This window comes from Streptomyces sp. NPDC052701, assembly GCF_040678355.1.
Lineage (GTDB): Bacteria > Actinomycetota > Actinomycetes > Streptomycetales > Streptomycetaceae > Streptomyces.
Genome location: NZ_JBFATO010000032.1, coordinates 13,678 through 35,492 on the forward strand (window position 1 = coordinate 13,678; position 21,815 = coordinate 35,492).

General features: G+C 73.0%; 21 protein-coding genes. 10 read left to right on the forward strand and 11 right to left on the reverse strand.

Going from position 1 to position 21,815, the window contains the following annotated elements; all coding sequences use genetic code 11:
• Positions 1-124 precede the first annotated feature (124 nt).
• Positions 125-2,365, forward strand: coding sequence for a streptophobe family protein (locus tag AB0L29_RS27805; RefSeq protein WP_365830688.1), 2,241 nt, complete (start codon positions 125-127; stop codon positions 2,363-2,365).
• A gap of 172 nt (positions 2,366-2,537) precedes the next feature.
• On the forward strand, positions 2,538-3,746 hold the full coding sequence (serB, locus tag AB0L29_RS27810) for a phosphoserine phosphatase SerB (protein ID WP_365830690.1): 1,209 nt from the start codon (positions 2,538-2,540) through the stop codon (positions 3,744-3,746).
• Between the two features lie 105 nt (positions 3,747-3,851).
• Here serB and AB0L29_RS27815 read toward each other — a convergent pair whose 3' ends face one another.
• From AB0L29_RS27815 to AB0L29_RS27830, 4 genes are all read right to left on the reverse strand, one after another.
• Positions 3,852-4,370, reverse strand: coding sequence for a histidine phosphatase family protein (locus tag AB0L29_RS27815; protein WP_365830692.1), 519 nt, complete (start codon positions 4,368-4,370; stop codon positions 3,852-3,854).
• Between the two features lie 63 nt (positions 4,371-4,433).
• Positions 4,434-4,640 (reverse strand): hypothetical protein, encoded by a 207-nt coding sequence (locus AB0L29_RS27820; RefSeq protein ID WP_365830694.1) that lies wholly within the window; start codon positions 4,638-4,640, stop codon positions 4,434-4,436.
• 275 nt (positions 4,641-4,915) lie between these two features.
• The gene (locus AB0L29_RS27825) at positions 4,916-5,032 is read right to left on the reverse strand and encodes an SGM_5486 family transporter-associated protein (RefSeq protein WP_365830696.1); all 117 of its coding nucleotides are present in this window, start codon (positions 5,030-5,032) and stop codon (positions 4,916-4,918) included.
• Positions 5,033-5,134: 102 nt separating this feature from the next.
• Complete coding sequence (locus AB0L29_RS27830) at positions 5,135-6,460, reverse strand: CynX/NimT family MFS transporter (protein ID WP_365830698.1); 1,326 nt, start codon at positions 6,458-6,460, stop codon at positions 5,135-5,137.
• 79 nt (positions 6,461-6,539) lie between these two features.
• Between AB0L29_RS27830 and AB0L29_RS27835 the strand changes: the two genes are divergently transcribed.
• Positions 6,540-7,232: a FadR/GntR family transcriptional regulator gene (locus AB0L29_RS27835; protein ID WP_365830700.1), complete on the forward strand. Its 693-nt coding sequence runs from the start codon at positions 6,540-6,542 to the stop codon at positions 7,230-7,232.
• On the opposite strand, the gene AB0L29_RS27840 is transcribed toward AB0L29_RS27835, so the two are convergent.
• The 3 genes from AB0L29_RS27840 to fabG form a co-directional block, all read right to left on the reverse strand.
• A complete protein-coding gene (locus AB0L29_RS27840) occupies positions 7,210-7,566 on the reverse strand; it encodes a hypothetical protein (protein ID WP_365830702.1) in 357 nt (118 codons plus the stop codon). The two genes, AB0L29_RS27835 and AB0L29_RS27840, sit on opposite strands and share 23 nt — an antisense overlap.
• A gap of 190 nt (positions 7,567-7,756) precedes the next feature.
• Positions 7,757-8,524 (reverse strand): enoyl-ACP reductase FabI, encoded by a 768-nt coding sequence (gene fabI / locus AB0L29_RS27845; RefSeq protein WP_365830704.1) that lies wholly within the window; start codon positions 8,522-8,524, stop codon positions 7,757-7,759.
• A gap of 5 nt (positions 8,525-8,529) precedes the next feature.
• A complete protein-coding gene (gene fabG, locus AB0L29_RS27850) occupies positions 8,530-9,249 on the reverse strand; it encodes a 3-oxoacyl-[acyl-carrier-protein] reductase (protein ID WP_365830706.1) in 720 nt (239 codons plus the stop codon).
• A gap of 253 nt (positions 9,250-9,502) precedes the next feature.
• On the opposite strand from fabG, the gene AB0L29_RS27855 reads away from it, so the two are divergent.
• The 3 genes from AB0L29_RS27855 (at position 9,503) to tyrS (ending at position 13,766) form a co-directional block, all read left to right on the forward strand.
• Positions 9,503-11,026 (forward strand): TldD/PmbA family protein, encoded by a 1,524-nt coding sequence (locus tag AB0L29_RS27855; RefSeq protein ID WP_365830708.1) that lies wholly within the window; start codon positions 9,503-9,505, stop codon positions 11,024-11,026.
• On the forward strand, positions 11,023-12,417 hold the full coding sequence (locus AB0L29_RS27860) for a TldD/PmbA family protein (RefSeq protein WP_365830710.1): 1,395 nt from the start codon (positions 11,023-11,025) through the stop codon (positions 12,415-12,417). Before AB0L29_RS27855 ends, AB0L29_RS27860 begins: the two co-directional genes overlap by 4 nt.
• An 80-nt stretch (positions 12,418-12,497) precedes the next feature.
• The gene (gene tyrS / locus AB0L29_RS27865) at positions 12,498-13,766 is read left to right on the forward strand and encodes a tyrosine--tRNA ligase (protein WP_365830712.1); all 1,269 of its coding nucleotides are present in this window, start codon (positions 12,498-12,500) and stop codon (positions 13,764-13,766) included.
• Positions 13,767-13,832: 66 nt separating this feature from the next.
• Here tyrS and AB0L29_RS27870 read toward each other — a convergent pair whose 3' ends face one another.
• Complete coding sequence (locus AB0L29_RS27870; RefSeq protein ID WP_365830714.1) at positions 13,833-14,108, reverse strand: GlsB/YeaQ/YmgE family stress response membrane protein; 276 nt, start codon at positions 14,106-14,108, stop codon at positions 13,833-13,835.
• 261 nt (positions 14,109-14,369) lie between these two features.
• On the opposite strand from AB0L29_RS27870, the gene AB0L29_RS27875 reads away from it, so the two are divergent.
• On the forward strand, positions 14,370-14,768 hold the full coding sequence (locus AB0L29_RS27875; protein WP_365830716.1) for a DUF3099 domain-containing protein: 399 nt from the start codon (positions 14,370-14,372) through the stop codon (positions 14,766-14,768).
• 212 nt (positions 14,769-14,980) lie between these two features.
• A complete protein-coding gene (locus AB0L29_RS27880; protein ID WP_365830718.1) occupies positions 14,981-15,196 on the forward strand; it encodes a hypothetical protein in 216 nt (71 codons plus the stop codon).
• A 44-nt stretch (positions 15,197-15,240) separates the two neighbouring features.
• Here AB0L29_RS27880 and moaA read toward each other — a convergent pair whose 3' ends face one another.
• The 3 genes from moaA to AB0L29_RS27895 form a co-directional block, all read right to left on the reverse strand.
• On the reverse strand, positions 15,241-16,230 hold the full coding sequence (gene moaA, locus AB0L29_RS27885; RefSeq protein ID WP_365830720.1) for a GTP 3',8-cyclase MoaA: 990 nt from the start codon (positions 16,228-16,230) through the stop codon (positions 15,241-15,243).
• 157 nt (positions 16,231-16,387) lie between these two features.
• On the reverse strand, positions 16,388-18,007 hold the full coding sequence (locus AB0L29_RS27890; RefSeq protein ID WP_365830722.1) for a cation acetate symporter: 1,620 nt from the start codon (positions 18,005-18,007) through the stop codon (positions 16,388-16,390).
• Complete coding sequence (locus tag AB0L29_RS27895; protein ID WP_365830724.1) at positions 18,004-18,360, reverse strand: DUF485 domain-containing protein; 357 nt, start codon at positions 18,358-18,360, stop codon at positions 18,004-18,006. Before AB0L29_RS27895 ends, AB0L29_RS27890 begins: the two co-directional genes overlap by 4 nt.
• A gap of 315 nt (positions 18,361-18,675) precedes the next feature.
• On the opposite strand from AB0L29_RS27895, the gene AB0L29_RS27900 reads away from it, so the two are divergent.
• Both AB0L29_RS27900 and AB0L29_RS27905 read left to right on the forward strand, forming a co-directional pair.
• Complete coding sequence (locus tag AB0L29_RS27900; RefSeq protein ID WP_365830726.1) at positions 18,676-20,205, forward strand: S8 family serine peptidase; 1,530 nt, start codon at positions 18,676-18,678, stop codon at positions 20,203-20,205.
• Between the two features lie 60 nt (positions 20,206-20,265).
• The gene (locus tag AB0L29_RS27905) at positions 20,266-21,780 is read left to right on the forward strand and encodes a S8 family serine peptidase (protein ID WP_365830728.1); all 1,515 of its coding nucleotides are present in this window, start codon (positions 20,266-20,268) and stop codon (positions 21,778-21,780) included.
• Positions 21,781-21,815 lie beyond the last annotated feature (35 nt).

Consider the following 21,815-nt stretch of genomic DNA (forward strand, 5'->3'; position numbering starts at 1 on the left):
AGGGCCGGGCGCGGTCGCAACGGCCGTTCCCGTTGACGGGGTTGAAATCGCCCCGGAAAGTGGTAAAGCACGCGAGGGGGACAAGCACGGCGATCACGCCGTGCCGCGGATCGGGGGGTCTGCCATGAGCGCGTCCGGGAGCACCGGGACGGCCGGGGGCGGCACGCGCGTGCCGTGGGGGGACGTCCTGCTGACCGCGATCGCCTCCGTGAGCTGGGCGTTGATCGGGATGGCGGGCACGGCGGCGCTGGGCCTGCACCTGCTGCGGGCGGACACGGCGGGCTCGTTGGGGCCGATGACCGCGGCGGTGGTGGCCCTGGGGGCGGGTGGTTCGGTCACACCGTCCGGTGATGTGTCCGCGTTCGGGCCGGCGGGCGCGGAGACGAGCACCGTCGTCGAGATCACGCCACTCGGCGTGAGCCTGGCCGGTGCGCTGCTGCTGTCGCTCTTCTTCCTGCGGTCCCTGCGCGCGGCGGGAGTCGGGATCCCGCCCGCCGAACTCCTCGCACGCGCGGGCACGGTGGTCGCGCTGTTCGTGGCGGTGCTGGGCGGGCTGGCCCGGGCCGGGCACGGCGTCGTCGTCCTCGACGGCGGCTCGCCGGGGTTCGGCGGCCTGCCCGGCGCGGAGGGCGGGGGCGGCGTGGAGGCCCCCGGGCTGGGGGAGGTCGAAGGGCTGCTGCCGGACCGGATCGGCGACCTCGTCGACGCTCGGGCGACGGTCGGCTTCACGGTCGACACGGTCCCCACACTGCTCGGCGGCCTGGGCTGGTCGGCCGGGGTCCTGCTCATCGCCCTGCTGGCCTCGCGCCGCACTCCCCTGCCGCGCGGCTGGGACGCCCTGCACCGGGTCGTACGGCCCGCCGCCTCGGCGGTGGTGACCGTGCTGCTGGTGGCGGTGGCGGCCGGGTTCGCGGCGGCGGCGTACGCGGCCGCCGGGGACGACCACCCCCGGCGGATCGCGGGCGCGGCGCTGCTCGGCGCCCCCAACGGGGTGTGGCTCGGGATCCCGGTCGGCCTGTTCGTGCCGTGGGACGGCCGGGCGGCGGGCGGACTGGCCCGGTTGCTGCCGGACCCGCTGGACGATCTGCTCCGGGCGGACGCGGCCGGGGCCCTCACGCTGGGGCGACTGGCCGGGCTGGATGCGCGGGTGTGGCTGCTGGGGGCGGCGGCGGCACTGACGACGCTGCTGGCGGGGACGCTGACGGCGGTGCGGACGCCGGTGGGGGCGCGGGGCGGTGGTGGGCGGGACGCGGGCGCGCGGGCTTCGGGCGCGCCGGGTGCCGGGTCCGTGGTGGGGCGCGGCGGTGGTGGGCGAGGTGCTGATCCGGGGGGCGCGCCGGGCTGGGGTTCCGGTGGTGCCCGGGGTCCGGAACCCGGCGGCGCAAGGGGGTCCGGTGCCCTCGGCTTCGTGGGGCGGTGTGCGCTGCGGCTGGGGGTCGCGACCGCGCTGGCCCTGCCGCTGCTGGCCTGGCTGACGGAGGTGTCCGTGGACGCCTCGCTGTCGGTGCTCGGCTTCGACGCGTTCGGCGCCGGCCTCGAGCTGCGCGGGCACCTCGGTACGGCCCTGCTGCTGGGCGCTCTGTGGGGTGCGGGGGCGGGCGCCGCGGGGGCGTTGCTGGCCTGGGCGAGCGGAGCGGCGGGGCGCGGTGCGGCGCCCCTGGCCCGGGGCGGTGCGGGGGCGGGTACGGGGGTGGCCGCGGTGCCGGCTGCCGGAGGGGCGGGGCCCGGCGGGCGGGCTCCGCGGCATCCGGAACACGCCGGGGCCGCTCGGCCCGCCGGGGGCGTGGAGGGTGCCGGGGGTCCGGGGGACGGGACGCGGTCCGGGCCGTATGCGCCGGGCGCGCCGTACCGGCCGCCGAACCCGGCGACCAATCCGTATCTGCGGATGCCGGAGGAACTCCGGGACGTGGGGGAACTCCGGGATCCGCAGGAGTTCCGGGAACCGCAGGACGCGCGGCCCGGGGAGCTCCCCGGGGTGTCCGAGGAGCTCCCGGGGTCGCGCGGGGCGCGGCCGCCCGGCCCGTCCTGGCGACCGGGCGGGGCCCGGCCGCCAGACCGCCTTCGGCACCCCGACGAGCCCCGCCACCCCGGTCGGACCCGTCCGGCCGGCGGAAGCGGGCCTCCCGGCGAGCGGCAGCCGGACGGTGGGCCGTCGGATGCCGGCGACGGCGCCGTGTACGACGCCATGCCCGCCGACCCGCACGGCGGCGTGCACGACGACGTGCACGACGACGTGCACGGGGCTCCCACGGTGGTGCGGCCGCTCGGGCCGCCTCCGCGCCCGGACGACGGGCCACCGCCCCCGCCTCCCCCTCCCCCGCCGCCACCGCCGCCCCCGCCGCGGAGGCCGGGCGGAAGGCGGTGATCCGGCGTCCTCCCCTTGCGGGTGGGCATCGAGGTCAGGGGGCTTGTCACGGCCGGCGGGGGCGGGACCGGCACGTGGGGCGCAGGCCACCGACTCGACACCCACTGTTCGCTGTCCGCCAGACGGACCTGGGCGGCGAAGGGCACCGCGTGCCGGATACGGTGGAAACACCATGAGCGCTTCGCAGACCTCCGACGTTCCCACTCTCCTGGTCAAGATCTTCGGCAAGGACAGGCCGGGCATCACGGCCGGCCTCTTCGACACCCTCGCCGCCTACTCCGTCGACGTGGTCGACATCGAGCAGGTCGTCACCCGGGGCCGGATGGTGCTGTGCGCGCTCGTGACCGAGCCGCCCGAGGGGCTGGAGGGCGACCTGCGGGCGACCGTCCACAGCTGGGCGGGCTCGATGAAGATGCAGGCGGAGGTCATCTCCGGCCTCGGCGACAACCGTCCGCGCGGTCTCGGCCGCTCCCTGGTCACCGTGCTCGGCCACCCGCTCACCGCCGAGGCGACGGCGGCCGTCGCCGCCCGGATCACCCGGGCCGGCGGCAACATCGACCGTATCTTCCGGCTCGCCAAGTACCCGGTCACGGCGGTCGAGTTCGCGGTGTCCGGCGTGGAGACCGAACCGCTGCGCACCGCTTTGGCGACCGACGCGGCGAAGCTCGGCATCGACGTGGCGGTCGTCGCGGCCGGCCTGTACCGGCGGGCCCAGCGCCTGGTCGTCATGGACGTGGACTCGACGCTCATCCAGGACGAGGTGATCGAGCTCTTCGCGGCGCACGCCGGCTGCGAGGACAAGGTCGCCGAGGTGACGGCGGCCGCGATGCGCGGGGAGCTGGACTTCGAGCAGTCGCTGCACGCGCGCGTGGCACTGCTGGAGGGACTCGACGCCTCCGTGGTGGACAAGGTGCGCAGCGAGGTGCGGCTGACACCGGGCGCCCGGACCCTGATCCGCACGCTGAAGCGGCTCGGCTACCAGGTGGGTGTGGTCTCGGGCGGGTTCACCCAGGTCACCGACGATCTGAAGGAGCGGCTGGGGCTGGACTTCGCCCAGGCCAACACGCTGGAGATCGTCGACGGGAAGCTCACCGGCCGGGTCACCGGCGAGATCGTCGACCGGGCGGGCAAGGCGCGGCTGCTGCGCCGGTTCGCCGCCGAGGCGGGCGTGCCGCTGTCGCAGACGGTGGCCATCGGGGACGGCGCCAACGACCTGGACATGCTCAACGCGGCCGGTCTCGGCGTCGCCTTCAACGCCAAGCCCGTGGTACGCCAGGCGGCGCACACCGCGGTGAACTTCCCCTTCCTGGACACGGTCCTGTACCTGCTGGGCATCACCCGCGAAGAGGTCGAGGCCGCGGACACGCTCGGCACGCACTGAGCGGCCGGCCGGAGCGGGCGACCGGCGTCCCCGGTGCGCACCGGGCCGGCGAGTGGGCACGGGGGCCGGTACCCCGGGTACCGGCCCCGCGTCGTGCCCGGCGGGTCACTCGGTCGGCGCCCAGTAGTCGAGCAGTGTCGCCACGCCGGGCTCCAGGCTCTTCCAGGAGCCGGTGAACGACAGGACGGCGAAGGCGGCGGCCGGGAAGCCGCGGCGGCTCATGCGCTCGCGGGCGTCACCCTCGGTGGAGCCGGCCAGGACGTCGGCGAGGCCCTGCACGCCCGGGTTGTGGCCGACCAGGAGGACGTTCTGCGCGTCGTCGGGGGTTTCGTTGAGCACGGCGATCAGTTCGCCGGGCGAGGCTTCGTAGATCCGCTCCTCGTAGACGGTTTTCGGCCGCTGCGGGAACTCCTGGACGGCGAGCTTCCAGGTCTCCCGGGTCCGGGTCGCGGTGGAGCACAGGGTCAGGTCGAAGGGGAGGCCGGTGTCGGCGAGCCTGCGCCCGGCGGCTGCGGCGTCCATGCGGCCCCGCTCGGCGAGCGGACGCTCGTGGTCGGAGACCTGCGGCCAGTCGGCTTTCGCATGCCGGAAGAGGACGATCCTGCGGGGTTCTGCGACGCTCATGGAACCCAGCTTCGCACGAAACAGGCCACGGGGCGCAGGGAGTTGGCGGGCGGCCCGGTGCTGCTAGCGGACCATCACCTGCCGCATACGCTCGAAGAGGTGAGTGATCGCGGGGTCGCCGGCGGCGGCGTGGGCGTCGGACGGGTTCAGGATCAGGGCGAGCAGCGTGACGAAGGCGAGGGTGGGCAGGGCGAGGGCCCACCAGGGCAGCCGGTCGTCGAGGCCGCCCCGGGTCGCCGGGTGGGGCCGGGTGTGCGTAGGGGCCGGCATGGGTGCCTCCGCTGGTCTCCGAGTGTCCGTGATCCGTCCGGTGATCCGTCCGGTTGCTTCGCGACGCGCCGTTCGCGGGCACGTTTCGAAGCTACGGAATCCACGGCTCTCGACCCATCCGGAGGTCCACCCACTTGACCCTGACCCTCACCCCCTAAGGGATGGGGGGTTAACCCCACCGTCCGGCGGACGAGGGCCCCCTTCCCGGCGGACGGGGTCTTCGTCCGCCGGGAAGGGGGCCGGAACGTCGTGGGGGCGGACCGGGGCCGCGCCCGTCACGGGGCGACGAGCGACGCGATCACGCCGATGACGATGAAGATCGCGAAGAACGCGCCGAAGACGAGCAGCATCTTCTTCTGGCTGTGCTGGGGGTTCGGATCGAGCACTGGCATGGGGCAAGTCTCGCACTCCTCGCGACGGAGCGGCACCCGGACCCCGGCGCGGGCCCGGGTGCCGCTCCCCGCCCCCTGACCGCGGGCCCCGGCCACCGGGCGTCAGCGGGCCGCCTCGTCCTCCACCGTGCGGTCGCGCCCGGCCAGGACGCCCATCAGCATCTGCGGGATCATGAGGCCGGCCATGAGGGCGATCGGCAGGCCCCAGCCGCCGCTGTGCTGGTAGAGCACGCCGACCAGGAGCGGGCCCGGGATGGAGATCAGGTACCCCGTGCTCTGGGCGAAGGCCGACAGCTGGGAGACGCCCGCGCCGGTCCGGGCCCGCATCCCGACCATGGTCAGGGCCAGCGGGAAGGCGCAGTTGGAGACGCCGAGCAGCAGGGCCCACGCCCAGGCGCCGCCGGCCGGGGCGAGGTAGAGGCCGGCGTACCCGGCGAGACCGCAGAGGCCCAGCGCCAGCACGATGGGGCCCTGGTGGGGCAGCCGGGTGGCGAGGCGCGGGATGACGAAGGCCAGCGGCACGCCCATCACCATCGTGACCGCCAGCAGCAGTCCGGCCGTGCCCGCGGGCACGCCCGCGTCCCGGAAGATCTGCGCCATCCAGCCCATCGTGATGTAGGCGGCGGTGGCCTGGAGCCCGAAGAACACGGCCAGTGCCCAGGCGGTACGGCTCCGGGTGATCCGCAGCACGGGCGCCGTCCCGTCCGGTGCGGACCGCCCGCTCCCGCGCGCGGCACGCGCCGTCCCCCGCTCCCCGGCGCCGGCGGCGCGCTCCCGCACGAACGGCAGCCACGGCAGGACGGCCGCCGCGGCGAGCGCCGCCCACACGGCGAGGCCCGACTGCCAGTTCCCGCCCAGGACGCCGGTCAGGGGCACGGTCACGGCGGCCGCGGCCGAGGTGCCGAGGGCGAGGGCCATGGAGTACAGGCCGGTCATGGAGCCGACCCGGTCGGGGAACCAGCGCTTGACGATGACCGGCATCAGGACGTTGCTGACCGCGATCCCCATCAGGGCGAGGGCGCTGGCGGCCAGGAAGCCCGCCGTGCCGCCGGCGTAGGGGCGTACGAGCAGGCCCGTGGCGATCGCGGCCATGCCGGCGCACACGACCGCGCCGGCGCCGAAGCGGCGGGCGAGCCGCGGGGCCGTGACGCCGAAGACGGCGAAGCACAGCGGGGGGACGGAGGTGAGCAGCCCGGCCACGCTGCCGCTCATGCCGAGCCCGTCGCGGACCTCCTCCAGGAGGGCGCCGAGGCTGGTGATGGCGGGGCGGAGGTTCAGGGCGGACAGCACGATGCCGAGGACGATCAGGCGGGTCGTCCAGGTGCGCGTGCCGGTTCCGCCGGGTTCCCGGGCGTCGTGCGCGGCCGAGGTGCCTGCGGTCGTGGACCGGGTCGTCCGGGTTTCCTCACTAGCCATGAGGCCCATCATAGAATCATAGGATGATTTGTTGTCGACTTCCGGAGGCCCTCGTCCGCCGGCCGGCGCCCGTCCTGTGCGAAGGTGTGCCATGCCTCTGAGCCATCCCCGCCGCTCGGCGCTGTCCGAGCAGGTCATCGCCGCGCTGCGCGCCCAGATCACCTCCGGTGAGTGGCCGGTCGGGTCCCGTATCCCGACGGAGCCCGAGCTGGTGGAGCAGCTGGGCGTCGCCCGCAACACGGTCCGCGAGGCCGTCCGCGCCCTGGCGCACAACGGCCTGCTCGACATCCGCCAGGGCTCCGGCACGTACGTCGTGGCCACCAGCGAACTGGCGGGCGTGATGCACCGCCGCTTCGCCGACGCCGACCCCCGGCACATCGCCGAGCTGCGTTCCGCGCTGGAGTCGGCGGCCGCCCGGCTGGCCGCCGGGCGGCGCACGGAGAAGGACCTCAAGCAGCTCGACGCGCTGCTGCTGCGGCGCGAGGAGGCCTGGGAGTCGGGCGACGCCGAGGCGTTCGTGACGGCGGACGCCACCTTCCACCTGGCTGTCGTGGCCGCCTCCCACAACGACGCGATGACCGCGGTCTACGCGGACCTGGGCGAGGTCCTGCGCGACTGGCTGCGGGCGGACGTCGGCGGGGAGCTGACGCCGGAGACGTACATGGACCACGGGCGGCTGGTCGACGCGATCCGCGCGGGTGACGCGGCCACGGCGGCCGCGGAGGCCGCCGGCTATCCGTTCCTGTGCCGCCCGGACCGGTTCACCGCGCCCGCCGGTGACTGATCCACGCCGAGCCGACCTCCTTCCAGCAGCGTCCGGTCAGCCGGACGGTCTGCGCGGGCCCGGCGTCCACCGGGGAGCCGTCGCTGTCGAGGTCCCACCACCGGGCGCACTCGACGTGCAGGCTGACGCGGTCGGTGACCGGATACGGGTTGTGGCAGTAGGCGGTCACCTGCGAGCCGGTGACCCGGATCCGGCAGGCGGCGCCGAACGGCTCCCCGGGGCCGCGTTCCGCCCGGTGCACGCGCGTCTGGGACAGGGCTTCGCACGGCACGGCCAGCACGACGGCGACGGCGACGGCGGCGGTCACTGAGGCCAGGCGGCGGGACGAGCGCACAAGGGGGCCTCCTCGGCCGTGCTGGGGAGGGGATCGCGTGGTGACGTGCACCCCAGGGTGGACGGTCGCCGGCCGGTCCGCCCGGCCGGACGGGCCGATCGGGTGACATGCCGAGGGCCCGCACCCCTGCCGGGTGCGGGCCCTCGGGCGTCGCTCGCGTCGGGCGCCCCGGTTCCGGGCGCCGCAGGCGTCAGGCGCCGATGGCGTGCAGGCCGCCGTCGACGTGGATGATCTCGCCCGTGGTCTTCGGGAACCAGTCGCTCAGCAGGGCGACGACGCCGCGGCCGGCCGGCTCCGGGTCCTTCAGGTCCCACTCCAGCGGGGAGCGGCTGTCCCACACGGAGGCCAGCTCGCCGAAGCCCGGGATGGACTTGGCGGCCATCGAGCCGATCGGGCCCGCCGAGATCAGGTTGCAGCGGATGTTCTGCTTGCCCAGGTCACGGGCCATGTAGCGGTTGACGGCCTCCAGGGCGGCCTTGGCCGGGCCCATCCAGTCGTACTGCGGCCAGGCGTACTGGGCGTCGAAGGTGAGGCCGACGACGGAGCCGCCGTTCTGCATCAGCGGCAGGCACGCCATGGTGAGCGACTTCAGGGAGAACGCCGAGACGTGCATCGCGGTGGCGACGGACTCGAACGGCGTGTTCAGGAAGTTGCCGCCGAGGGCGTCCTGCGGGGCGAAGCCGATGGAGTGGACGACGCCGTCGAGGCCGCCGAGCTCCTCGCCGACGACGTCCGCCAGGCGCCCGAGGTGCTCGTCGTTGGTGACGTCGAGCTCGATGACCTTGGTGGGCTTGGGCAGCCGCTTGGCGACCCGCTCGGTCAGCGTGGGCCGCGGGAACGCGGTCAGGATGATCTCGGCGCCCTGCTCCTGGGCCAGCTTGGCGGTGTGGAAGGCGATGGAGGACTCCATCAGCACACCGGTGATCAGGACGCGCTTGCCCTCGAGAATTCCGCTCATGGTGATCAGTGACCCATTCCCAGTCCGCCGTCAACGGGGATGACGGCTCCAGTGATGTACGAGGCGTCGTCCGAGGCGAGGAACCGCACCGCCGCGGCGATCTCCTCCGGCTGCGCGTACCGGCCCAGCGGCACCTGCTTCACGATGCCCTCGCGCTGCTCGTCGGTGAGCACCTTGGTCATGTCGGTGTCGACGAAGCCGGGCGCGACGACGTTGAAGGTGATGTTGCGCGAGCCCAGCTCACGGGCGAGGGAGCGCGCGAAGCCGACCAGGGCGGCCTTGGAGGCGGCGTAGTTGGCCTGGCCCGCGGAGCCGAGCAGCCCGACGACCGACGAGATGAGCACGACGCGGCCCTTCTTGGCGCGCAGCATGCCGCGGTTGGCGCGCTTGACGACGCGGAAGGTGCCGGTGAGGTTGGTGTCGAGGACGGACGTGAAGTCCTCCTCGGACATGCGCATCAGGAGCTGGTCCCTGGTGATGCCCGCGTTGGCGACCAGGACCTCGACCGGGCCGTGCGCGTCCTCGATCTCCTTGTAGGCCTGCTCCACCTGCTCGGCGTCGGTGATGTCACACCTGACGGCCAGGCAGCCCGCCTCCGTCAGGGCGGCGGGCGGCTCACCCGAGCGGTACGTGATCGCGACCTTGTCGCCGGCGTCGGCGAAAGCGCGGGCGATGGCGAGGCCGATGCCCCGGTTGCCTCCGGTGACGAGAACCGAGCGGCTCAACGGATCACCCTTTCGATAGCGTCTGGTACCCCGCCCGAACACCTGACGACAGGCGGCGATGGCAGGCGGCTTCCCCGAAAACCTATCGGTCCGCGGCCACCCGCGGACATTCGGGCACCCACAGTGGCGCACGGGCCGCACTGTCGGGTCCCTACAGAAAAGTCCCGGCCGGACCCGCAAACATGTGGTCCGGGTCCGGGCGCACGCGACATGATCGGGGCAACCACAGGTCACACGACAGGGAGAGCCCTCGGTGCCTCATACGATCGACGAAGCCTTCACGGCACTACCCCTACGCGCCCTGGCCGACGCAGCCCTGGCCCGCGCGCGTGCCCTGGGCGCCGAGCACGCCGACTTCCGCCTGGAGCGGGTGCGCAACGCCTCCTGGCGGTTCCGGGACGCCAAGCCCGCCGGTTCGTCGGACACCACCGACCTCGGGTACGCGGTGCGCGTCGTGCACGGCGGTGCATGGGGCTTCGCGTCGGGGGTGGACCTCACGCTCGACGCCGCCGCCAGGGTCGCCTCCCAGGCGGTGGCCATGGCGAAGCTCTCCGCGCAGGTGACCAGGGCGGCCGGGTCGGACGAGCGCGTCGAACTGGCCGACGAGCCGGTGCACGCCGACCGGACCTGGATCTCGTCGTACGAGATCGATCCGTTCACCGTGCCCGACGAGGAGAAGGCCGGGCTGATGGCGGACTGGAGCGCGCGGCTGCTGGGGGCCGACGGGGTCGACCACGTCGACGCCTCCCTGCTGACGGTCCACGAGAACAAGTTCTACGCCGACACGGCCGGGACGGTGACCACCCAGCAGCGGATCCGGCTGCACCCGGTGTTCACGGCCGTGGCGGTGGACGAGTCCAGCGGCGAGTTCGACTCCATGCGCACCCTCGCGCCGCCCGCGGGGCGCGGCTGGGAGTACCTGAGGGGCACCGGCTGGGACTGGGACGGCGAGCTGGAGCAGATCCCGGAGCTGCTCGCCGAAAAGATGCGGGCGCCGAGCGTCGAGCCGGGCCTGTACGACCTGGTCGTCGACCCGTCCAACCTGTGGCTGACCATCCACGAGTCCATCGGGCACGCCACCGAGCTCGACCGGGCGCTCGGGTACGAGGCCGCGTACGCCGGGACCTCCTTCGCCACCTTCGACCGGCTGGGCGAGCTGAGGTACGGCTCGGAGCTGATGAACGTCACCGGCGACCGCACCGCCGAGCACGGCCTGGCGACCGTCGGCTACGACGACGAGGGCGTCGAGGCGCAGTCCTGGGACCTGGTGAGGGACGGCGTCCTGGTCGGCTACCAGCTGGACCGGCGGATCGCCAGGCTCACCGGGTTCGAGCGGTCCAACGGGTGCGCGTTCGCCGACTCCCCCGCGCACGTGCCGGTGCAGCGCATGGCCAACGTCTCCCTGCGGCCGGATCCGGCCGGGATGTCGACGGAGGACCTGATCGGGGGCGTGGACCGGGGCATCTACGTCGTCGGGGACCGGTCCTGGTCGATCGACATGCAGAGGTACAACTTCCAGTTCACCGGGCAGCGCTTCTTCCGGATCGAGAACGGGCGGCTCGCCGGGCAGCTGCGGGACGTCGCCTACCAGGCGACGACCACCGACTTCTGGGGCTCCATGGCGGCCGTCGGCGGTCCGCAGACGTACGTCCTGGGCGGCGCCTTCAACTGCGGCAAGGCCCAGCCGGGCCAGGTCGCCGCCGTCTCGCACGGCTGCCCGTCCGCCCTCTTCAGGGGCGTCAACATTCTGAACACCACCCAGGAGGCCGGCCGATGAGCGCGCGTACGTCCAAGCCGCACGAGATCGTCGAGCGCGCCCTGGAGCTGTCCCGGGCCGACGGCTGCGTCGTGATCGCCGACGAGCAGTCGACCGCCAACCTGCGCTGGGCGGGCAACGCCCTGACCACGAACGGTGTCACGCGCGGGCGCACGCTCACCGTCATCGCGACCGTCGACGGCCGGCAGGGCACCGCCTCGGGCGTGGTGTCCCGCTCGGCGGTGACGGTGGACGAGCTGGAGCCCCTGGTGCGGGCCGCCGAGACCGCCGCGCGCGGCGCCGGGCCCGCCGAGGACGCCCAGCCGCTGGTCACGGGCGTACCGCAGTCGCCCGACTTCACGGAGGCGCCCGCGGAGACCTCCTCCGCCGTGTTCGCCGACTTCGCGCCGGCGCTCGGCGAGGCGTTCGCACGCGCGCGGGCGGGCGGGCGGGAGCTGTACGGCTTCGCCAACCACGAGCTCGTCTCCACGTACGTCGGCACCTCGACGGGGCTGCGGCTGCGGCACGACCAGCCCAACGGGACGCTGGAGCTGAACGCCAAGTCGCCGGACCGGACGCGCTCGGCGTGGGCCGGCCGTTCCACGCGGGACTTCAAGGACGTCGACCCGGCGGCCCTGGACGCGGAGCTGGCCGTGCGCCTGGGCTGGGCCGGGCGGCGCGTGGAACTGCCCGCCGGCCGCTACGAGACGCTGCTGCCGCCGACCGCCGTGGCGGACCTGCTGATCTACCAGATGTGGTCGGCGTCGGGCCGGGACGCGGCCGAGGGCCGCACGGTGTTCTCCAGGCCGGGCGGCGGCACGCGCCTGGGCGAGAAGCTGGCCGGGCTGCCGCTGACCCTGCGCAGCGACCCGGACGAGCCGGGCCTGGAGTCGGCCCCGTTCGTGATCGCACACTCCTCCGGGGGCGACCAGTCGGTGTTCGACAACGGGCTGCCGCTCGCGCCCACCACGTGGATGCACGAGGGCGAGCTGAAGCGTCTGACGACCAACCGGCACAGCGCGGGCCTGACCGGGCTGCCCCTGGCGCCGGGCATCGACAACCTGATCCTGGACGGGGGCGGGGACCGCTCCCTGGAGGAGATGGTCGCGGCCACCGGGCGGGGCCTGCTGCTGACCTGCCTGTGGTACATCCGCGAGGTCGACCCGGCGACGCTGCTGCTCACCGGTCTGACCCGGGACGGCGTCTACCTCGTGGAGAACGGCGAGGTGACCGGCGAGGTCAACAACTTCCGGTTCAACGAGTCGCCGGTGGGCCTGCTGGGGCGGGCCACGGAGGCGGGGCGCACGGAGAAGACGCTGCCGAGGGAGTGGGGCGACTGGTTCACCAGGGCCGCGATGCCCGCCCTGCGCGTGCCCGACTTCAACATGAGCTCGGTCAGCCAGGGCGTCTGAACGGTCCGCCGCCCCCCATAGACTGGCGGGGAGCCTTTCGCGGCTCGGCCCATCCATCCCGTTCAAGGAGACCTGCGACCGTGACGGACATCGTCGACGAGCTGAAGTGGCGCGGGCTGTTCGCCCTGTCCACCGACGAGGACGCCTTGCGCAAGGCGCTCGCGGACGGTCCCGTCACGTTCTATTGCGGCTTCGACCCGACGGCGCCGTCGCTGCACGTGGGGCACCTGGTGCAGGTGCTCACCGTGCGCCGGCTCCAGCAGGCCGGCCACCGGCCGCTGGCGCTGGTCGGCGGTGCCACGGGGCTGATCGGCGACCCGCGCCCGACCGCGGAGCGCACGCTGAACGACCCGGAGACGGTCGCGGGCTGGGTCGAGAAGCTGCGCCGCCAGATCAAGCCGTTCCTGTCCTTCGAGGGCGAGAACGCCGCGGTCATGGTGAACAACCTCGACTGGACGCAGGACCTGTCCGCGATCGAGTTCCTGCGCGACATCGGCAAGCACTTCCGCGTCAACAAGATGCTGACGAAGGACTCCGTCGCCCGGCGCCTGGAGTCCTCCGAGGGCATCAGCTACACGGAGTTCAGTTACCAGATCCTGCAGGGCATGGACTTCCTGCAGCTGTACCGCCGCTACGGCTGCACGCTCCAGCAGGGCGGCAGCGACCAGTGGGGCAACCTCACGGCGGGCCTGGACCTGATCCACCGGCTGGAGCCGGGCGCCACCGTCCACGCGCTGGCGACGCCGCTGATGACGAAGGCGGACGGCACCAAGTTCGGCAAGACCGAGGGCGGCGCCGTCTGGCTCGACCCGGAGATGACGACGCCGTACGCGTTCTACCAGTTCTGGCTGAACGTGGACGACCGGGACATCTCCCGCTACCTGCGCATCCTGTCCTTCAAGTCCCGTGAGGAGCTGGAGGAGCTGGAGAAGCAGACGCAGGAGCGTCCGCAGGCCCGGGCCGCGCAGCGCGCGCTCGCCGAGGAGCTGACCACGCTGGTGCACGGCGCCGAGCAGACGGCCGCCGTGATCGCCGCGTCCAAGGCCCTCTTCGGCCAGGGCGAGCTCGCCGGGCTCGACGAGCGGACGCTGGCGGCGGCCCTCGCGGAGGTGCCGCACGTCCGGGTCGCCGGGCTCGGCCCGGTCGTGGACCTGTTCGCCGAGGTCGGCCTGGTGCCCAGCAAGTCGGCCGCGCGCCGCACGGTCAAGGAGGGCGGCGCCTACGTGAACAACGTCAAGGTCACCGGCGAGGACGCGGTGCCCGCCGAGGAGGACCTGATCCACGGGCGCTGGCTGGTGCTGCGCCGCGGCAAGAAGAACCTGGCCGCGGTGGAGGTCACCGGCGCCTGAGGCCCGCCGCGCGTACGAAGGGGGCGGCCCCCGGTCCCGGGGGCCGCCCCCTTCCCGTGCCCGTCGTCAGGCTCTGCGCCGCTCGCCCCGGGCCGTCATGTACACCCTGTCGCCGACGGCGACGAGGACGACCGCGGCCACGAGCTGGAAGACGTGGCGCCACCAGTCGATGCCCGGCGTCGCGTCGACGCCGGCCGCCCGCGCGATCGCGTTGCCCGCGAGGGCTCCGAGCATGCCCAGGATGGTGGCCAGCCACAGAGGACTGTGCTGCTTGCCCGGGAGGATCGCCTTGGCGATCAGACCGAGCACCAATCCCACGATGATCGCCCACAGCCAGCCCATGGCCGCCTCCTCGTCCCGCTCGACATGAGCATTACGACCAGTTTCGGCCGGGGCCCCGGGCGGCGCACGTCGTGCGGGCCGTCCGCGGTACCCGGCCCGCTTCCGCCCGCGCGGGCGTCCCCCCGGACAGCGGGGGCCCGGTCTCGTGGACGGTACGGGGGCGGCGTACCGTGGAGCTGTCCGGACCCCGAGATTTCCCCGACCGGTCGCGGACCTGGTACGGGGCGGGGAGAGTCCGATACGGGCGGATGGTGGAATGTGATGCGGAAGCAACGCGGCGGCGGCAACGTCCAGGTGTTCCGGATCACGGGCGCCCGGACGGGCCTCCAGGAGGACGTACGCGGACGGCAGCGCCGGTACGTGATCTCGATGACGGTCCGTACGCTCTCGGTGATCCTCGCGGCGACGCTCTGGAACGTCGAGCGGCACGTCGCCGTCGTGGCCCTGGTGCTCGGGGCGGTCCTGCCGTACATCGCGGTGGTGGTCGCCAACGCCGGGCGCGAAAACGCGCCGTCGATGCCGTCGACGTTCGTGACGCCCCCGGCGCGGCCGGTGCTCGCGCCGCCGCGGACGAATGACGGTGCCGCGCAGCCCGTCGCGGAAGATGTCGTGGCGGAACCGGCGCCGGGCACACGAACGGAGCCCCGGGAACGGTCGTGACCCCGGGGGCGGCCCCGCAAGCGGAAGGCACTTCCCCGCCAAGCTCAGGAAAAGCTCAGATCAATCATGTTGTTCCGGTGCCGGGCAAAGGGTCACCCGTGACATACTTCGTACGCGCTCCGCATCCCCCGTCGGAGCGACGGACCGACGCCGGGCAGCTCCCCCCGTGGCTGCTCGGCGTCGCCTTGTTCGTGGACCTGTGAGACGAACCAGTGAGTGACGAGACCCCGATCTGCTCCGCCAAGGGCTGCCGCGCCGACGCCGTGTGGGTGCTCGCGTGGAACAACCCGACGATCCACACGCCGGAGCGGCGCAAGACGTGGCTCGCGTGCGAGGAGCACCGCGAGCATCTGTCGCAGTTCCTCGGTGTGCGGGGGTTCCTGAAGGACGTGGTCCCCCTGAAGGAGTGGGAAGCGCGGGAGCCGTGAGCCGCGCGGCCGTCCGCGCCCCTCGGCGGCGTCGCCGCCGGGCCCTAGCCGCCGATCGCCGACATGGGGCGGTCGGGCTGGACGAAGGAGGGGTCGTCCAGGCCCGCGCCCGCCTTCTTGCCCCACATGGCCAGCCGCCAGATGCGGGCGACCTCCTCGTCGGGGGCGCCGGAGCGCAGGGCGGCGCGCAGGTCGGTCTCCTCGGTGGCGAACAGGCAGGTGCGTACCTGTCCGTCGGCCGTGAGGCGGGTGCGGTCGCAGGCGGAGCAGAACGGGCGGGTGACGGAGGCGATGACGCCGACGCGGTGCGGTCCGCCGTCGACCAGCCAGCGCTCGGCCGGTGCCGAGCCGCGCGCCTCCTCGCCCTCGGGGGTCAGCTCGAAGCGGGTGCGCAGGGACGCGAGGATGTCGCCGGCGGTGATCATGCCGTCGCGCTTCCAGCCGTGCTGGGCGTCCAGGGGCATCTGCTCGATGAAGCGCAGCTCGTAGTCGTGCTCGACCGCCCAGGCGAGCAGGTCCGGGGCCTCGTCCTCGTTGAGGCCCGGCATCAGGACCGAGTTGACCTTGACGGGGGTCAGGCCGGCCTCGCGGGCGGCGTGCAGGCCCTCGATGACGTCCTTGTGCCGGTCCCGGCGGGTGAGGGCCTTGAAGACGTCCGGGCGGAGCGTGTCGAGGGAGACGTTGACCCGGTCCAGGCCCGCCGCCTTCAGCGCGGCGGCCGTGCGCTTGAGGCCGATGCCGTTGGTGGTGAGGGAGGTCCGGGGGCGGGGCCTCAGGGCGGCGACGCGCTCGACGATGCCGGCCAGGCCGGGGCGCAGCAGGGGCTCGCCGCCGGTGAAGCGGACCTCCTCTATGCCGAGGGAGGTCACCGCGATGCCGATCAGGCGGACGATCTCGTCGTCGGTGAGCAGGTCCGGCTTGGCCAGCCACTGCAGGCCCTCCTCGGGCATGCAGTAGGTGCAGCGCAGGTTGCACCGGTCGGTCAGCGAGACCCTCAGGTCGGTGGCCACTCGGCCGTAGGTGTCGATGAGCACGTGGGCCCCCTCCCTCGACGCGGATCGTGCGCGCGGCACGCTCTTCCGACATCTGCGAGCGTACGTGACCCCACCGGCAACGGGACAGGCCCGATCCCACGGCGCAGGACGCGGCCCCGCCGTGGGGAGCCACGACGGGGCCGTGCGCGGGGGCCGCTCAGTGGGCGCCGGTGCCGGTCAGGGACCGGACCTCCAGCTCCGCGTACTTCTCGGCGTCGGGCTCCTCCTTGGACAGGACCGTGCCGAGCCAGCCCATCAGGAAGCCGAACGGGATGGAGATGATGCCCGGGTTCTTCAGCGGGAACCAGGCGAAGTCGACGTCGGGGAACATCGCCTTGGGGTCACCGGAGACGACGGGCGAGAACAGCACCAGCCCGACGGCCACGATCAGGCCGCCGTAGATCGACCACAGCGCGCCCTGGGTGGTGAACCGCTTCCAGAACAGGCTGTACAGGAGCGTGGGCAGGTTGGCGGAGGCCGCGACCGCGAAGGCGAGCGCGACCAGGCCGGCCACGTTCAGGTCGCGGGCGAGGGCGCCCAGCAGGATGGAGACGGCGCCGATGCCGATGGTGGCCAGGCGGGCCGCCCGGACCTCCTGCTTCTCGGTGGCCTGGCCCTTCTTGATGACGTTGGCGTAGATGTCGTGCGCGAAGGACGAGGACGAGGCGAGGGTGAGGCCGGCGACGACGGCGAGGATCGTCGCGAAGGCCACCGCGGAGATGGTGGCGAGCAGGATCGCGCCCCAGGTCGAGTCGACGCCGCCCAGGTGCAGGGCGAGCAGCGGGGCCGCCGTGTTGCCGGACGGGTTGGACGCGATGATCTCGTCCTGGGAGATGAGCGCGGCGGCGCCGAAGCCGAGCGCGATGGTCATCAGGTAGAAGGCGCCGATGATGCCGATGGCCCAGTTCACGGACTTCCGGGCGGCCTTGGCGTTGGGAACGGTGTAGAAGCGGATCAGGATGTGCGGCAGGCCGGCGGTGCCGAGGACCAGGGCGATGCCGAGCGAGATGAAGTCCAGCTTGGAGGTGCCGGTGGCGCCGTACTGCAGGCCGGGCTCCAGGAAGGCGGCGCCCTTGCCGCTGTTCTCGGCGGCCTTGCCGAGCAGGTCGGAGATGTTGAAGTCGAACTTCAGCAGCACCAGGAAGGTGATCAGGATCGTGCCGCCGATGAGGAGCACGGCCTTGACCATCTGGACCCAGGTGGTGCCCTTCATGCCGCCGATGGAGACGTACACGATCATCAGGACGCCGACGAGGGCGACGATGAGGATCTTGCCGGCGTCGGAGGTGATGCCGAGCAGCAGCGAGACCAGGACGCCGGCGCCCGCCATCTGGGCCAGCAGGTAGAAGATCGACACGACGATGGTGGAGGTGCCGGCGGCGGTGCGCACCGGGCGCTGGCGCATGCGGTACGCCAGGACGTCGCCCATGGTGTAGCGGCCGGAGTTGCGCAGCGGTTCGGCGACCAGGAGCAGCGCGACCAGCCAGGCGACCAGGAAGCCGATGGAGTACAGGAAACCGTCGTAGCCGAACAGGGCGATGGCGCCCGCGATGCCGAGGAACGAGGCGGCCGACATGTAGTCGCCGGAGACCGCGAGGCCGTTCTGGAAGGCGCTGAACTGGCGTCCGCCGGCGTAGAAGTCGGCGGCGTCCTTGGTCTGGCGGCCCGCCCAGACGGTGATGAAGAGGGTGGCGATCACGAAGGCCGCGAACAGGGAGATGATCAGCGGCCGGTGCTCGCTGGCCTCGTTGGCCGCGAGGGTCGTGGCGAGGTTCATGCGCCGCCCTCCATCCGGGCCTTGATCGCCTCGGCCTTGGGGTCGAGCTTCGCGGCGGCGTGCCGCGAGTACCACCAGGCGATGAGGAAGGTGGTGGCGAACTGGGCGACACCGAGGACGAGGGCGACGTTGATGTTGCCGAACAGCTTGGTGCCCATGAAGCCGCCCGCGTAGTTGGAGAGCAGGACGTACAGCAGGTACCAGGCGATGAAGGCGATGGTCAGCGGGAAGGCGAAGGAGCGGTGGGAGCGGCGCAGTTCACCGAACTCCGCGCTCTGCTGCACCTCGGTGAACTCCTCGGGTGAAGGCAGGGTGTGCCGCTCTTTCGCGGGGGGCGGTGCGTCGGTGGCCACGGAGTCTCCTCGGACGACGGACATAACGGCTTGGACCTCATGGTGACGTGGATCACGTGAGTCGCGGGCCGATGGTAGGCGTTCCGCACGTGATCCGGCAGGGCTCGATCGTGCTCGGGCTCCTTGCCCAACGTCACGGCGCCACGCGTGGACCGGTTCAACTCCATCGGGGGTCTTTCCGAAGTCACCCGCGGTGGGTCATTGATGGCCGGCGGCTCCGGGAGATAGCTTCGCCCCTGCACCACCCGTCATGTACCTGCCCGAGCACCAGCCGTGTCTCGGGCCGGTTCCGTTTCCGGATGATGTGGAGACCCCATGGTCCACCTGCCCTCCAGACGCCGCCTCGCGCTCGCCGTCCCCCTCGTACTGTCGCTGACCGCCTCGCTCGGCTTCCTGCCGGCGGTGGCGTCGGCCGCCCCGCACGCGCAGGCACCCGCGCGGGCGGCGGACGCGCCGAAGCTGGCGTACGTCGTGAACACCGAGGTGAACGCCCGCACGGTCGCGGCGGTGGAGAAGGCGGTGACGGCCGCCGGCGGCACGGTCGTCGTCACGTACGGCAGGATCGGCGTGATCGTCGCCCACTCCTCGGACCCCGGCTTCGCCAAGACCATGCGCACGGTGCGCGGGGTGCGGTCGGCGGGGGCGACGCGGACCGCGCCGCTGGCCGCCGCGGGGACCACGGACCAGGGCGCGGCGGAGTACCTGACGGACGCTCAGGCGGCGAGGACCGAGGCCGTCTCGGAGCGGACCCAGGGCAGTGAGCCCCTCGAAGCCGACCAGTGGGACCTGCGCGCGATCGGCGCCGACGAGGCCGCGCGGATCAACCCGGGCAGCAGGAAGGTCACGGTGGCCGTGATCGACACCGGCGTCGACGACACCCACCCGGACCTCGCCCCGAACTTCTCCGCCTCCCAGTCGGCGAACTGCGTCGGAGGCAAGGCGGACACCAGCGAGGGCGCCTGGCGCCCGTACACCGCCGAGGACTACCACGGCACGCACGTGGCCGGTGAGATAGCCGCGGCCCGCAACGGCATCGGCGTCGCCGGTGTCGCGCCCGGCGTGAAGGTCTCCGGCATCAAGGTGAGCGACCCCGGCAACGGCCTGTTCTACCCGGAGAGCGTCGTGTGCGCCTTCGTGTTCGCCGCCGACCACGGGGTCGAGATCACGAACAACAGCTACTACGTCGACCCGTGGCTGTACAACTGCATGGACGACCCGGACCAGCGGGCCATCGTCGACGCGGTCAACCGGGCCCAGCTGTACGCCCAGAAGAAGGGCACCCTGCACCTGGCGTCCGCGGGCAACTCCAGCCACGACCTGGACGCGGACGCGATCGTCGACGACTCCAGCCCCGACGACTCCACGCCGGTGACGCGCACCATCGACCCGCACGAGTGCTTCGACGTGCCGACCCAGCTGCCGGGTGTCGTCACGGTCAGCGCGACGGGCGTCGACGACCTCAAGTCGTACTACTCCAGCTACGGTCACCGCGTCGTCGACGTCGCGGCGCCGGGCGGCGACCGCCTCTACCAGATCCCCGACACCCCGTCGAAGAACGGCCGCATCCTGTCCACCATGCCCAACGGCGAGTACGGCTTCCTGCAGGGCACCTCGATGGCCTCGCCGCACGCCGCCGGCGTCGCCGCGCTGCTGAAGTCGAAGCACCCGTGGGCGACCCCGGCCCAGCTGCAGGCGCTGCTGAAGGCCCAGGCCGACAACCCCGGCTGCCCCGAATCGTACGACCAGAACGGTGACGGCACGCAGGACGCGGTGTGCGAGGGCGGCCGGCGCGTCAACGGCTTCTACGGGTTCGGCATCGTCAACGCGCTGCGCGCGGTCAAGTGAGCCCGCACTCCTGAGAACTCCCGCACGGCCCGCTCGTACCGCGAACGAACTGGAGACACCATGACAGCGCCTCACCCGCGCTACCGCCGCGCGATGGCCGTCCCGGCCGGGATGGCCATGGCGACGGCCCTCGCGTTCCTCCCGAACACCACGGCCTCCGCCGCCGGCGCCCCGTCCGTCACCGCGGACGCGGCCTCGTTCAGCTACGTCGTCAACGTCCGCCCCGGGCACGCGCCTTCCGCCCACGTGACGAAGGCCATCGGCGAGGCCGGCGGCACGATCGTGACGTCGTACGACCGGATCGGCGTCGTCGTCGTCCACTCCTCGAACCCCGACTTCGCCCGGACCGTCCGGGAGGTGCCCGGGGTCCACTCGGCCGGCGCCACGCGCACCGCGCCGCTGCCCGCCCAGTCGACCACCGACGTGGGCACGCCGAAGGTGCTCAGCGCCGCCGAGGTCGCCGCCGCCGAGGCCCCCGCGGGGCAGGACCCGCTGGAGCCCCAGCAGTGGGACCTGCCCGCCATCAAGGCGGACAAGGCGCACGAGAAGTCGCTGGGCAGCCCGAAGGTCACCGTCGCCGTCATCGACACCGGTGTCGACGACACCCACCCGGACCTCGCGCCCAACTTCGACCGCACCGCGTCGGTCAACTGCGTGTCGGGCAAGCCGGACACCACCGACGGGGCGTGGCGGCCGGGCGCGGGAGAGAGCCCGCACGGCACGCACGTCGCGGGCGAGATCGCGGCCGCCAGGAACGGCGTCGGCATGACGGGGGTGGCGCCCGGGGTGAAGGTGTCGGGCATCAAGGTGTCCAACCCCGACGGCTTCTTCTACACGGAGGCCGTGGTGTGCGGCCTGGTGTGGGCGGCCGAGCACGGCGTCGACGTGACCAACAACAGCTATTACACCGACCCCTGGTACTTCAACTGCAAGGACGACCCGGACCAGAAGGCGCTCGTGGAGGCCGTCACCCGGGCCTCGCGGTACGCGGAGAAGAAGGGCGCGGTCAACGTCGCCGCGGCCGGCAACGAGAACTACGACCTCGCGGCCGACCAGATCACCGACCCCGTCTCCCCGAACGACTCCACCCCGTCGGAGCGGGTGATCGACCCGTCCGAGTGCTACGACATCCCCACCCAGCTGCCGGGTGTCGTCACGGTCGCGGCGACCGGCGCCAAGGGCCTGAAGTCGTCCTTCTCCAACTACGGCCGGGGCGTCGTCGACATAGCCGCGCCGGGCGGCGACTCGACCCGCTACCAGCCCCCGGCCCCGCCGGCCACCAGCGGGCTGATCCTCGGCACGCTGCCCGGCGGCACGTGGGGCTACATGGCGGGCACGTCCATGGCCAGCCCGCACGTCGCGGGCGTGGCCGCCCTGATCAAGTCGACGCACCCGTACGCCACTCCGGCGCTGGTGAAGGCGCTGCTGTACGCGCAGGCCGACGCCGTGCCGTGCACGGACCCCTACGACATCGACGCCGACGGCAAGGCCGACGCGGTGTGCGAGGGGCCGAGGAACCGCAACGGGTTCTACGGCTGGGGCATGGTCGACGCGCTGGACGCGGTGACCAGGTAGCGCCCCGGTGAAGGCGGTCCGGGCCGGGCGGGAGA